The sequence below is a fragment of the Streptomyces sp. NPDC056144 genome, assembly GCF_042264145.1.
Taxonomy (GTDB): Bacteria; Actinomycetota; Actinomycetes; order Streptomycetales; family Streptomycetaceae; genus Streptomyces.
Window position 1 is genome coordinate 125,593 of sequence record NZ_JBHJVF010000005.1, and the last position, 13,282, is coordinate 138,874.

A 13,282-nucleotide genomic window follows, 5' to 3' on the forward strand; every position below is an offset into this window, starting at 1 on the left:
GTGCTCCCCCCACGTGAACCGACCATGTTCGCGGAGCGACTCGCCCGGAGGGGAAAACAATGTCTTCAGTTCGTGGGCGTGGTGTGTCCGCCCGTCTGGCCGCCGCGGCGCTGGTCTCCGGCCTCGTCGCGTTCGGCTCCATAGCGACCGCCGCTCCGGCGCTCGCCGCCGATGACGCCGCCGGCAGCGGTGGCGTCACGGCGAAGCTCGGCTCGCTGACGGAGGACTCCGGCGAGGTCGACATCGTCGAGAACGACGGCAACGACTGGACGGTCAGGGGCGGCCTGTTCACGATGGAGGTCGACGGCGGGGGCACCCTCTCCACGTACTGCATCGACCTCCACACGCCGGCGCACCACGACTACAGCTACAAGGAAGTCGGCTGGAGCGAGTCCTCCCTCCACGACAACAACGACGCGGGCAAGATCCTCTGGATCCTGGAGAACGGCTACCCGAAGCTCTCCGCCGAGGCCCTCGGCGCGACGCTGGGCGTCGAGCTCGACAAGAAGGAGGCCGCGGCCGGCACGCAGGCCGCGATCTGGACGCTCTCCGACGACGTCAAGTCCGTGACGCCGAAGGCCCCGGACGCCCAGAAGCTCACCGAGTACCTCCTGAAGAACGCCGCCAACCTCGCCGAGCCCAAGGCCTCGCTGAGCCTGTCCCCGGCGTCCGTCGCGGGCCGGCCCGGCGAGAAGATCGGCCCGGTCGTCGTCGACACCAACGCCGAGACCGCCGACGTCGCCCTCGCCGCCGGCTCCCCGGCGGGCGTCACGCTCGTCGACAAGGACGGCAAGCCCGTCAGTCAGGTCAAGAGCGGCAAGACCGAGCTCTTCCTCGACGTGCCCGCCGGCACCGCCGACGGCAGCGCCGACCTGACCGCCGAGGCCACCACCGAGGTCCCGCTGGGCCGCGCGTTCGTCTCCACCGAAGGCGCGTCGCAGACTCTGATCCTCGCCGGCTCCAGCAAGTCGACCGTCAACGCCAAGGCCGTCGCCAGCTGGGCGAAGTCGGGCGCGGTCCCGGCCGTGACGGTCGCGAAGGACTGCGCCAAGGGTGGCCTCGAGGTCGTCGCCACCAACGAGGGCACCGAGCCCTGGACCTTCGACCTGAAGGGCGCCTCGCACACGGTCGCCCCGGGCGAGACGAAGACCATCGCGGTCCCGGTCGCCGAGGACGAGGCGTACAAGTTCACGATCACCGGCCCGAACGGCTTCGAGGAGACCTTCGAGGGCGTCCTGGACTGCGAGACGGCCCCGCCCGTCCCGCAGCCCTCGGAGACCCCCTCCACGGAGCCCTCGACGGCCACCCCGTCGGTGACCCCCTCCACGTCGGCCTCCACCCCGGCGACGACCGAGCCCACCCCGTCGGCCTCCACCAGCACCGAGGCGGGCACCGCGGGCGGCTCCACCGGCACCACGGGCACGACCGGCACCACGGGCGGCGGCGACCTCGCCGAGACCGGTAGCTCCAACGCCACCCCGATGATCGCCGGCATCGCCGTGGCGCTCGTCGCCGTCGGCGGCGGCGCGGTGTTCTTCCTCCGCAAGAAGAAGGCCGCCGGCCAGTAAGGCACCCCGGGTTCCGGGGCACAGGGAGTGAGTGATCCGCGTCACCCCGTGTGCCCCCGGTGACCCCCGGACGACCCCGGAGCGCGCCCGCGCCCGGGGTCGTCGCACGTCCGGGCCCCGCCGCACCCCCGGAAGGGCCCGCCCACGCCCCGCCCACGCCCCGGACACGCCCCCGAGCACGCCCCCGCTCCACCCCCGCGGTTTCCGCATGGGGCTGGCGGTCAGGCAAGATGGGGTGTATCTGCCCACTCACTCTTTGCCGGACGGTTTCTCTTGGCTGAGTACATCTACACGATGCGCAAGGCGCGCAAGGCGCACGGCGACAAGGTCATCCTCGATGACGTGACGCTGAGCTTCCTGCCGGGCGCGAAGATCGGTGTGGTCGGCCCGAACGGTGCCGGTAAGTCCACCGTTCTCAAGATCATGGCGGGCCTGGAGCAGCCGTCCAACGGTGACGCGTTCCTGTCGCCCGGGTTCTCCGTCGGCATCCTCATGCAGGAGCCGAAGCTCGACGAGACCAAGACCGTCCTCGAGAACGTCCAGATGGGCGCCGCCGAGACCATGGGGAAGCTGAAGCGCTTCAACGAGGTCGCGGAGCTCATGGCGACGGACTACTCCGACGCGCTCCTGGACGAGATGGGCAAGCTCCAGGAGGACCTGGACCACGCCAACGCCTGGGACCTCGACACCCAGCTGGAGCAGGCCATGGACGCCCTGGGCTGCCCGCCCGGCGACTGGCCCGTCACCAACCTCTCCGGTGGCGAGAAGCGCCGCGTCGCGCTCTGCAAGCTCCTCCTCGAGGCCCCCGACCTGCTGCTCCTCGACGAGCCCACCAACCACCTCGACGCCGAGTCGGTGAACTGGCTGGAGCAGCACCTCGCGCAGTACAAGGGCACCGTCGTGGCCATCACCCACGACCGGTACTTCCTCGACAACGTCGCCGAGTGGATCCTCGAGCTCGACCGCGGCCGCGCCCACCCGTACGAGGGCAACTACTCCACCTACCTGACCAAGAAGTCCGAGCGGCTCAAGGTCGAGGGCCAGAAGGACGCCAAGCGCGCCAAGCGGCTCAGGGAAGAGCTCGAGTGGGTCCGGTCCAACGCCAAGGGCCGTCAGGCCAAGTCGAAGGCCCGTCTCGCCCGCTACGAGGAGATGGCGGCCGAGGCCGACAAGATGCGGAAGCTGGACTTCGAGGAGATCCAGATCCCGCCGGGCCCGCGCCTGGGCTCCATCGTCGTCGAGGTCGAGAACCTCTCGAAGGCCTTCGGCGACAAGGTCCTCATCGACGACCTGAGCTTCACCCTGCCCCGTAACGGCATCGTCGGCGTCATCGGCCCGAACGGCGCCGGCAAGACCACGCTCTTCAAGATGCTCCAGGGTCTGGAGACCCCGGACTCCGGCAGCGTCAAGGTCGGCGAGACCGTCAAGATCTCGTACGTCGACCAGAGCCGCGCCAACATCGACCCGAAGAAGACGCTGTGGGCCGTCGTCTCCGACGAGCTCGACTACATCAACGTCGGCCACGTCGAGATGCCCTCCCGCGCCTACGTCTCCGCGTTCGGCTTCAAGGGCCCGGACCAGCAGAAGCCGGCCGGCGTGCTCTCCGGCGGTGAGCGCAACCGCCTCAACCTCGCGCTCACCCTCAAGCAGGGCGGCAACCTGCTGCTCCTCGACGAGCCGACCAACGACCTCGACGTCGAGACCCTGTCCTCGCTCGAGAACGCGCTCCTGGAGTTCCCGGGTGCGGCCGTGGTCATCTCCCACGACCGCTGGTTCCTGGACCGGGTCGCCACGCACATCCTGGCGTACGAGGGCGACTCCAAGTGGTTCTGGTTCGAGGGCAACTTCGAGTCGTACGAGAAGAACAAGATCGAGCGCCTCGGCCCGGACGCGGCCCGTCCGCACCGCGCCACCTACAAGAAGCTGACCCGAGGCTGATCACCTCATGGCTCGGCACATCTACAGCTGCCCCCTGCGCTGGTCGGACATGGACGCCTTCGGGCACGTCAACAACGTCGTCTTCCTGCGGTACCTGGAAGAGGCGCGGATCGACTTCATGTTCCGGCTCGCGCCGGGGGACGGCTCCCCCTCGTTCTCCGGCGGGTCCGTCGTGGCCCGGCACGAGATCGACTACAAGCGACCGCTGGTCCACCGGCACGAGCCGGTGACCATCGAGTCGTGGGTGACGAAGATAGGCGCGGCGTCCCTGACGATCGCGTACGAGATCAAGGACACCGAGCACTCGGACGTCGTGTACGTGCGCGCGTCCACGGTCGTCGTGCCCTTCGACCTGGAGTCGCAGCGTCCCCGGCGGATCACCGACGAGGAGCGCCACTTCCTGCAGGAGTACGTGGACGACGGGATGACCTCCGCCGCATGACCGTGCTTGCGCCGCTCCACTTCGCCGACCCCAGGGAGGCGGCGGCCCTCGCCGCCTTCCTGACCCGCCTGGTCCACTACGACCGGGCGGCCGCCGTCCGCCTCCAGGCGGGCGGCGGGGCGCTGGCCGTCTTCGGCCGGCCGCCGTCCTTCGAGGTCCTCGCGATCCGTACGGCCCGGCTCGCCGACCCCGTCGACCTGGACGTCACCGTCTCCGCCGGTGAACTCCTCGAAGGCATCGAGGAGTCCGGCGGCAAGGCCGTCGTCCCCGGTGCCGTCACCGGCCCGCCGTGGACCGGCGTGCTGCCGCCCCGCTCCGGCTGGGCGCCCGTCGCCGGGCTGCCCGGCGTCGCCGACATGCGCGCCGCCGTCGCGGCCGCCGTCGCCGAATTCCGGGCGCGCGACGAGGAGTTGCCCGAGGAGCGGCGTACCAGGGCCGAACGCGACGCCCTCGGGCGCGCGATCTGGACCCGGACCCTCGGCGCCACCGGGCTCCCGCTGCGGGCGGTCCACGCCGCGCAGTCGCTCGGCTTCCTGCCGCCAGGTCCGTACGAGGCGGCGCTCTTCGCCTCAGGTCCGTGGCTCCGGCTCCGTACGCCGTACGGCTCCGTCGCCCTCCGTACCGTTCCCCTCTCGCTGGGCGTCGCGCCCCGCTGACGGCCGTCGCCCGCGCCTTCTCCCGTACGGCTCGGAGGCGGCCGGGCGGCGCTCCGTGACGGCCACGTGGCGCGCGCCCGCCGTGGCCGCGCCCAGCGCCAGTACCGCGAGGAGCCCCGGAAGCCACGGCGAGGCCTCGCCCTCCACCACCGGACTCACCCGCCGTCGCGGGTCGTAGGCCACCCGGACCGTCCCGCCCTGCGGGGCGAGGCGGCGGTCGTGGGTCATGGCCGTCGGATAGCCGCCCGGGCAGCGCAGGACGTGGTGGTGGATCGTCGTGTCGAGCTCGCCGTCGAACTTCCCCTCGATCTCCTCCGCCCACACCTTCTCGACGACGCACTCGGCGACCTCGGACCGGCCGGCGGCCCGGTCGGCCGCCGAGCCCGTGAGGAGCAGTCCGGCGGCCAGCGCCAACGCGCCGAAGAAGCCGAGGTTGCCGGTGACCAGGAGGAAGTAGGCCACCACCGAGGCGAGGACGAAGCCGCCGCCGACGGAGACGGCGACGGTCGTGGACGGGGCCGACGCGCCTCCGAAGCACCAGACCGCCCAGGCGGCGAGGAGGGCGGCGGAGGACGCGGGCAGGTAGACGGCGGAGCGGGCCCGACGGGCGGATCGGGCGCGGCGGGCAGACTGCGAGCCCGGTGCGGATCGGGCGTCCGCTGACGTGGATCTCGTTGGCATGAGCATCACCCCGACACAGGGACGCCCGCCGGCCGGTACCGGTTGCCTCAGTGCTCCACGTCGTCCGGCCACACCCCGATGTGGTCCTGCTCCAGCTCCAGCGCGACCCGGTGCTCCATCCCGAGCGTCTTCGTGTACTCCGCCGGGAGCTGGAGCCGTCCGGCGCGGTCGAGCATCGCGTACTCCCGTGCCACCAGCGACTCCAGGCCCTGCTCGTCGACCTCCGTACGCCGCAGCACCTCCGAGGAGGTGCGGCCGTCGCGGATGGCGACCGTGCGGCGGACCTCGGAGGCGACGGCCTGGTCGTGGGTGACGATGACGATGGTCGTGCCGAGCTCCTCGTTGGCGCGGCGGAAGGCCGCGAAGACCTGCTCGCCGGTGGCCGAGTCGAGCTCGCCGGTGGGCTCGTCGGCCAGGAGGACGGCCGGGTTGTTGGCGAGGGCGACGGCGATGGCCACCCGCTGCTGCTGGCCACCGGAGAGCTGGTGGGGCCGCCGGTCGCGGATCTCGGAGATGCCGAGCATGGCGAGGAGTTCCTCGGCGCGCTCGGCCTTGTGCTTCGCCCGGCCCCGCAACTGCATGGGCAGGGCGACGTTCTGAGCGGCGGTCAGGTAGGGCAGGAGGTTGCGGGCGGTCTGCTGCCAGACGAAGCCGACGACCTCGCGGCGGTAGCGGAGGCGGGCCTTGCCGTCCATGGCGAGCAGGTCGGAACCGGCGACGCGGGCCGCGCCCGCGGTGGGGACGTCGAGGCCGGCGAGGATGTTCATCAGGGTCGACTTGCCGGAGCCGGAGGCGCCGACGAGGGCCATCAACTCGCCCTCCTTCACCAGGAGGTCGAGGCCCTGGAGGGCCTGCACCTCCACCCCGTCGGTGGTGAAGATCCGGACGAGCCGGTCGCAGGCGATGAGGGCGTCGTGGCCGTACGAGGGCCGGTCGCGGTGCGCGTTCGCCCGCCGCTCCAGCTCCTCCAGCGTCGTGCCGGGAGCGGTCGTGTCGGTCTGCGTCATCGTGCGTCTCCTGCCCTGAGTTCCTGGATCGAGCCCCTGCGTACCGCCCACCACGCCTGCCCCAGCGCCGCCGCCCCCGTGAGGAGGACGACGCCGAGCGCGGGCACGGCCAGGGACCAGGGGTCCGCCCGCAGTGGGGCGCTGTCGAGCGCCGAGAGGCCCGGGGTGGTGGCGAGGGCCAGCCGGAAGAGGTCGATGCCGGGGGCGAGCAGCGGGACGGTCGCCCAGCCGGCGAGCATGCCGCCGAGGGCGGCGAGGACCGCCTGCGGGAGGGCTTCGAGACCGAGGAGGCGACGGCCCTGACGGCGGGTGAGGCCCATGGTCCGCAGCCGTGCGAGGAGCTTGGTGCGCTCCGGCGCGCTCTGCATGAGGGAGAGCAGGACGGCGACGGCGGCGAATCCGGCTCCCGCGCCGATGGCCGCCGCGTAGATCCGCTCGGCGCCGGTCTGGAGCGGCGAGTCCACGTAGGTGGAGCGGAGTTCGCCGCGCAGGGTGACGGCGAAGTCGCCGGACTCGGCGGACTTGGCGGCGACGGCGGCGCGCAGGGCGGAGCCCTTGGCGGCGGCGCCGGTGACGAGCAGCGCGGTGGGCTGCGGGTGGGTGAGGTCGGCGGCGTTGACGAGGAGGAAGTCGTCGCCGGTCAGGGCCGGGGTGGTGGACCGGACGGCGACGACCTTCACGCGGAAGACGCCGGCCGCGGCGATGATCTCCAGCGGTTCGGTGCCGAGCCGCTCGGCGACGGAGGGGGAGGCGATGGCGGGCAGGACGCGCTCGGTGTCGCCGACGGCGTCCTCGCCGCCCTTGCCGGTGGAGGCGAGGAGCGAGGCGGGGAACGGGCCGAAGTCGGTGCGTGCGGCGAGGCGCGCGTACGAGCCGGGTTCGACGCCGACGAGGGGGGCGCTCATGGCCGGGGCGGTGGTGCCCAGGTGGGAGGGGAGGGCGACGCCGTACTCGATCTGCACGGCGGCGACGTCCCGGACGCCCGCCGTGCCGCGTACGGCCTCGGCGAGCCCGTCGGGGACCGGGGTGAACTCGACGGAGCCCTCGATCCGGGCGTCCGCGCCGGTCGCGAGGAGCGCGGCCCGGTCGCGGGCCTCGGCGACGCCGCCGAGGACGGAGCCGCCGAACGCGGCGGTGGTCAGCGCGAGGACGAGCGCGAGCAGCGGGAGCGCGCCGGTGGACGAGGAGCGCCCGGCCCTGGCGAGGGCCAGTGGCCCGACGGCCCCGCGCAGCCGCCGGGCGGGCCGGGCGAGCCACCGCAGGGGCAGGGGATAGAGGCGTACGAGGACGAGCGCGGAGATCATCCCGACGAGGACCGGCGCGGCACTCAGGAGGAGGTCCGCCGAGCCGCCGTCCGTGACCGCCCCGGAGCCGCCGGCGCCCTGGCCGGGGCCCGACCGGGAGCCGTCCGAAGCCGCGGATCCGCCGCGCAGCCGCATGGAGGCGATCGCGCCCACGGCGAGGACGAGCAGGGTGAGTTCGGCGACGGTGCGGCGGCGGGACGGCCGGGCGTCGAGGAGGTCGTCGCGGCCGCCGTGGAGGCGGGGGCGGCGGTGCAGGACGACCGCGCGGAGCGGAAGCACGAGCATGGCGAGGAGCGCGACGCAGGCGGCGGCGAGGACGGAGGGCGTGAGCGGGAGACCGCCGCCCGCGCCGCCGCCGACGGTCTCCGGGGGCCGTACCGTCACCACGGCCAGGACCAGGCCCAGGGCCGCGGCCGGGACCGTCACCGCCGAGGTCTCGCCGAGGAGCCGCAGGCCGATGCCGGTGAGCGAGGCGCCGCGCGAGCGGAGGAGGGAGAGTTCGCTGTCGCGGCGGGCGGCGAAGAGCCCGCCGGTCATGGCGAGGACGACGGCGGCGACCGCGCCGATCCCGAAGACGGCGACGGCGACGACCGGGTCGATCGCCTCGCGCATCGAGCGGAAGTTGCCCACGAGGGTGTCGAGTTCGGTGGCGACGCCGCCGGTCACTCCCATGACCTGGCGCATCTCCACCAGGTCGGCTCCGGCGCCGACCGCGTCGAGGGCGGTGGCGAGCCGGTCGACGTCGCGCGCGGTCAGGTGGTCGGCGGTCGGCATGAAGCGCCAGAAGAGCTCGGGCTCGCCGGCGGTCGCGGGCAGGACCGGCGCGGAGGCGGGGGAGAGGAGCAGCGCCCCCTGCCAGTAGTACTTCACCTCGTCGCCGACGAGCGGCGCGAGCGCGGGCGTCCCCAGGAGCGGTTCGACGGCCCAGTACGCGGACTCGGGGCCGCGCGGCTCGACGATCCCGGTGACGGTCACGGCGAGCGGCTCGGAGCTGAACTTGCCGGGTACGTGCACGACGGAACCGGGCTTGATGCCGAGGGACTTCGCGGTCGCGGCGGTGACCGCCGCCTCCGGGGCGTCGGCCGTTCCGGCGGGCAGGCGGCCCTGGCGCACGGTCGCGTGGGCGGTCAGGTCGGACGGCGAGGAGAGGACGAACTCGGGGCTGATGCCGTCGGGCCGGGGCAGCCAGCGGTCGAGGCCGGCGACGCGGGTGACCGTGCGGATGCCGTGGACGGTCTGTTCCGGGTCGGTCCGCAGCGGCTCGGGGAAGAGGGCGCGCAGTTTGTCGCGCTTCGCCTGGAGGGCGGCGGGGGTGAGGTTCTCGCGCGGCTCGTTGATGCGCAGCGAGACGGTGAGGTCGAGGACGGTGAGGCGGGGTGCGGCGGTCGTGATCTCGTGGCGCAGGCCCTCCGTCTCGTACGCGTCGACGACCCGGGGCAGGGCGGCGGCGAGGTAGGAGGTGACGAGGACGAGGAGCGCCAGGGAGACCGCGGCCCAGGGCGCGGTCCGCAGCCGGGTCCGCACCCAGGGCGCGACGGTGCGGGCGTGCTTCGCGGGCGCGCCGCCGCCGGACGGCCGGGGCTTGTCGGGCGCGCCGCCGTCGGACGGCCGGGGCTTGTCGGACGGGGTGCCGTCGGACGGCCGGGCGGGCTTGTCGGACGGGGTGCCGTCGGACGGCCGGGCGGGCTTGTCGGACGGGGTCCGGGGCATGTCGGTGCTCTCCCTGGGGACTTCGGGGCGCTCGGCGGTCATCAGTGCTCCCCCTGGTGGCGCAGGGTCACGACCGGGTCGGTCCGGCGCAGCGCGATCACCGCGACGATGGCGAGCGGCAGTGTCGCGACCCCGGCGAGCAGCAGCGCCACCTGGACGGGCGGCAGTTCCACGAGAACCGGCGGTACGGGCCTGGCGGCCTGGCCGGTGAGGACGACGAGCGGGACGACGGCCCGGGCCAGGACCGTGCCGAGGCCGACGCCGACGAGCAGGCCGACGGCGATGAGGATGCCCTGCTCGGCGGCGATCAGCCGGGCGAGGCGGCGCTGCGGGGTGCCGAGTGCGCGCAGCACCCCGAACTCGGCGGAACGTTCCCGCATCGCGCCCGCCGAGCCGACGGCGAAGCCGACGGCGGCGAGCGCCGCGGCGGCGGCCGCGACCGCCATCAGGGCGGCGTTCGGCCCCGCGCCGAGCGGGTCGCCGAGCAGCTCGGCGGCGGTCTCGTCGCGGACGAGGACCTGCGTCGGGTCGGCGTTCGGGCGGGCCCGCAGGGCCGCGGCGACCTCGTCGGACCTGCCGGGCGCGACGGTCAGCCACCACTCGGTGGCGGGGACGCTCGCGGTCTCGTCGGCCGCGAGGAAACGATTGGCCGAGGTGAGGTCGACGAGGACCGCGCCGCCGGTCTCGGGGGCGGAGACGGTCGTGGCGGCGGTGGCGGACAGGGCGCCGGGACCGGTGGTCGGCAGCTCCTTGACCACGCGCGCGACGGTGATGCCGACGGACTTGCCGCCGAGGCTGATCTCCAGACTGTCTCCGGCCTTGGCGCCGGTCGCCGCGAGATAGGCCTCGGTGACGACGGCGGGCAGCCGCGCGGGCGCCCTCGGCCCCGGGGCGATCAGCCGGAGCGTGTACTCCTCGGGGCCCCAGAGCTTGTCGCCCGTGAGCCTGCCGACGACCTCGTACGAGACGGAGTACGGCGCCGGGCGCCCGCCGGGCCCCGCGGAGCCAGGACCGCCGATCGTGGTGATGGCGACCTCGGGCTCCTCGTTCAGGGTCTGGTCGGCGACGCGGGACCAGGTGGCGAGGACCTCCCCGGGGGCGTGGACCCGCTCGGTGCCGTTCGCGGCGACGGTGGTGAACCGCTCGACGTGGAGGGTGTGCTGGTGCGTGGTGCCGTCGTCGACCGAGCCGATGATCTCCAGACCGGTGAGCGTCAGCAGGCCGCCGGAGCCCGTACCGCCGGTCAGGGCGGCCAGGTCGAGCGTCAGCCGGTGAGTGCGGCGGTCCGAGGGCAGGGCCCCCAGGGTCTGCCGGTAGGGGATGCCGTCCGGGTCCTCCATGAGGGCGGTCACCCGGGCCTCGGGGGTGCGGGCCGGCGCGTCGGTGCGCAGGTCGACGGCGAGGGACCGGGTTCCGGCGGGCAGCGGGAGACCCGGGCGGGTGACGGCCTTCGGCCGGAGCGGGGCGAACAGCTCGGACGGGGAGGCGGCGCCCGCCAGGTCGGGGCGGAGCAGCAGCCCGCCGGATGCCTCGCGGGTGTCGACGGCGAGGACGGACGCGGTCTTCCCGCCGACATCCAGCGAGGCCCGGTGCACCGGGGCCACGCTCGTGACGCCGGGGACGGCCGCGAGGCGTTCCGTCTCGGTCGGCTCGCCGGGCCCGGCGGCGAGGACGCGGACGTCCGCACCGGCCCGGAAGTCGGCCTGGTCGCGCTGCGAGCGTTCCCACGAGGTGCTCTGCGCGATGGCCAGCATGCCCATCGCCACGGCGAGGACGAGGAGGAGGACGGGGCCCGCGCCGCGCAGCGGCCTGCGGCTGAACTGCCAGCCGGCGAGGGCGGCGGACAGGCCGCGGCCACGCGAGGCGCGCCGCTCGGCCAGCTTGGCGGCGGGCGGCAGCAGCCGCAGCGTCAGGACGGTCCCGGCGAGCAGGGCAAGGGCGGGCGCGGCGACGAGCACCGGGTCCACGGAGTCCCCGCCGAGCGCGGCGCCGGTCGCGGACGGCCGCTGGAGCTGCCAGAACGCGACGCCCGCGATGACCAGGAGACCGAGGTCGGCCCCGGCGCGCACGGGCGCGGGCAGCGTTCCCGAGCGGGCCTTGCGCAGCGAGACGACGGAACCGTCCCCGGCGGCCAGCGCGGGAGCCACGACGGCGGCGGCACAGCACAGCGCCACGGTGGCGGCGACCAGCCACACCTGGAGCGAGGGGCTCGTGTCGAGCCGTACGCCGAGGGAGGAGAGCGCGGACCGCTCGGCGAAGAGCCGGGTCAGCGGGCCGGTCAGGAGCGGGGCGACGAGCGCGGCGGGCAGCGCGAGGAGCAGCGCCTCGACGGCGGCGAGCCCGGTGATCCGGCGGCGCGAACCGCCGCGGGCCCGCAGCAGCGCCGTCTCGCCGGAGCGTTCGGTGCTGAGCAGCCGGGCGACGAGCAGCAGCGCGTACGCGGCGAGCAGCACCAGCTGCACGGCGACGATGAGGACGGTGGACCGGGAGACGACCAGCGCCCGCCCGGTCTCGTCGAGGACGGTCGGGAGCGCGGTGTCGGCGGTGACCGTCGTCCCGAACGGGGCGGTGTTCTCGGCGAGCGCCTTCGGTACCTCGGTGGACGAGGCGCGCAGGGCGTCCATCCGGTCGGTCGTGACGCCGCCGAAGTCGGGGTCGGCGAGCCACGCGGTGGTGCCGGAGCTCAGCGCCTTCGCGGCGGGGACGGCCGGGTCGACGAGGAGCGGGCCGTACGTGGTGAAGGCGACGGTCCTGATGCCGCGGCCGCCCGCCGGGTCGAGCCGCCAGTACGGGTCACCGGTGTCGCGGGGCCGGTAGACGCCGGTGATCCGGGTCCGTACCTGCCCGTCGGCGAGCCGGTCGTCGAGGGTGAGGACGGTCCCCGGCGCGATCCTCAGGCGCCGGGCGGCCTCCTCGGGGATCGCGGACTCCACCACGCCCCCGGGCCGCGCCGCCGAGGGCCACGCGCCCTTGACGAGCGAGAGCCGGGCGCGGTCGAGCACGGCGAAGTGCGTCAGGTCGGGGTCGCCCTTGCGGGCGGCGGGCGGCTGGAGACTCCGGGGCAGTGCGTACGGCCCCGAGCGCTCCACGCGCCAGACGGCCACGGGCAGCCCGTCGAAGGCCTTGGCCGCCCCCTCGCGGACGGCCTTGTCGGCGCTCGCCCGCTTCTCGGCGTCCACCTGGCCGGACACCACGAGGGAGGCGGCGGCCGAGGAACGGCCCTGGAGCACGGCCTGGAGCGCCGCGTCCCCGATGGACGTCGAGAAGGCGGCGAGCGTGGCCAGCACGGTCGTCGTCAGCAGGACGGCGAGCAGCGCGGCGGCGAGCAGCAGCCGGTGCGCCCTGACGCGCAGGAATACGAACCCCGTCACCCATCCCCCTGAAACCCCGAAAGTTCCTTGGATGCTTTCAGAGGGCACGGGGTGCTGGAAACCGCTTGCGGACCGACCTTGATGGGATCGTGACCGTTATTCGGCGTTCAGGCTCCGGAATCTGCCGGTCCATGACCGGCGGAGGGTGTGCGGCGCGCGTCAGCAGGCGTGCGTCAGCCCGCGGTGTTCACCATCGAGGCCGCCGCGTACGTCAGATACCGCCACAGCTCCGCCTCGTGCTCGGGAGCGAGCCCGAGCTCGTCGAGCGCGACCCGCATGTGACGCAGCCAGGCGTCGTGCGCCGCCTGGTCCACGGCGAACGGCGCGTGGCGCATCCGCAGGCGCGGGTGGCCGCGGTGATCGCTGTAGGTGTGGGGGCCGCCCCAGTACTGCATGAGGAAGAGGGCGAACCGTTCCTCCGCCGGGCCGAGGTCCTCCTCGGGGTACATGGGACGCAGCAGCGGGTCCTCCGCGACGCCCTCGTAGAAGCGCCGGACCAGGCGGCGGAACGTCTCCTCGCCGCCGACCTGCTCGTAGAAGGTCTGCTCCTGCACCGTTTCCCCGGGAATCTCGTTCACCGTTCCATCGTCTCAGATGACCTGACC

Annotated in this window: 9 protein-coding genes; 4 read left to right on the forward strand and 5 right to left on the reverse strand. The window is 74.1% G+C overall.

Annotation, left to right across the window (positions count from 1 at the left end):
- Positions 1-83 precede the first annotated feature (83 nt).
- The 4 genes from ACFC0Z_RS17315 to ACFC0Z_RS17330 all read left to right on the forward strand — a co-directional run bounded on the left by ACFC0Z_RS17315 (position 84) and on the right by ACFC0Z_RS17330 (position 4,604).
- Positions 84-1,568 (forward strand): LAETG motif-containing sortase-dependent surface protein, encoded by a 1,485-nt coding sequence (locus tag ACFC0Z_RS17315; protein WP_376438195.1) that lies wholly within the window; start codon positions 84-86, stop codon positions 1,566-1,568.
- 273 nt (positions 1,569-1,841) lie between these two features.
- The gene (gene ettA, locus ACFC0Z_RS17320; protein ID WP_376438197.1) at positions 1,842-3,506 is read left to right on the forward strand and encodes an energy-dependent translational throttle protein EttA; all 1,665 of its coding nucleotides are present in this window, start codon (positions 1,842-1,844) and stop codon (positions 3,504-3,506) included.
- A 7-nt stretch (positions 3,507-3,513) separates the two neighbouring features.
- On the forward strand, positions 3,514-3,948 hold the full coding sequence (locus tag ACFC0Z_RS17325) for an acyl-CoA thioesterase (RefSeq protein ID WP_376438199.1): 435 nt from the start codon (positions 3,514-3,516) through the stop codon (positions 3,946-3,948).
- A complete protein-coding gene (locus ACFC0Z_RS17330) occupies positions 3,945-4,604 on the forward strand; it encodes a hypothetical protein (RefSeq protein ID WP_376438201.1) in 660 nt (219 codons plus the stop codon). The genes ACFC0Z_RS17325 and ACFC0Z_RS17330 overlap by 4 nt, the downstream gene beginning before the upstream one ends.
- Here ACFC0Z_RS17330 and ACFC0Z_RS17335 read toward each other — a convergent pair.
- From ACFC0Z_RS17335 to ACFC0Z_RS17355, 5 genes are all read right to left on the reverse strand, one after another.
- Positions 4,518-5,285, reverse strand: coding sequence for a hypothetical protein (locus tag ACFC0Z_RS17335; RefSeq protein WP_376438202.1), 768 nt, complete (start codon positions 5,283-5,285; stop codon positions 4,518-4,520). The two genes, ACFC0Z_RS17330 and ACFC0Z_RS17335, sit on opposite strands and share 87 nt — an antisense overlap.
- Before the next feature lie 47 nt (positions 5,286-5,332).
- On the reverse strand, positions 5,333-6,292 hold the full coding sequence (locus tag ACFC0Z_RS17340; protein WP_376438204.1) for an ABC transporter ATP-binding protein: 960 nt from the start codon (positions 6,290-6,292) through the stop codon (positions 5,333-5,335).
- Positions 6,289-9,348: an FtsX-like permease family protein gene (locus ACFC0Z_RS17345; RefSeq protein WP_376438206.1), complete on the reverse strand. Its 3,060-nt coding sequence runs from the start codon at positions 9,346-9,348 to the stop codon at positions 6,289-6,291. Before ACFC0Z_RS17345 ends, ACFC0Z_RS17340 begins: the two co-directional genes overlap by 4 nt.
- Positions 9,348-12,677 (reverse strand): FtsX-like permease family protein, encoded by a 3,330-nt coding sequence (locus ACFC0Z_RS17350; RefSeq protein WP_376438208.1) that lies wholly within the window; start codon positions 12,675-12,677, stop codon positions 9,348-9,350. Before ACFC0Z_RS17350 ends, ACFC0Z_RS17345 begins: the two co-directional genes overlap by 1 nt.
- Positions 12,678-12,850: 173 nt before the next feature.
- Entirely contained in the window at positions 12,851-13,255 is a 405-nt protein-coding gene (locus tag ACFC0Z_RS17355) for a globin (protein WP_376438210.1), read from the reverse strand.
- Positions 13,256-13,282: the final 27 nt, after the last annotated feature.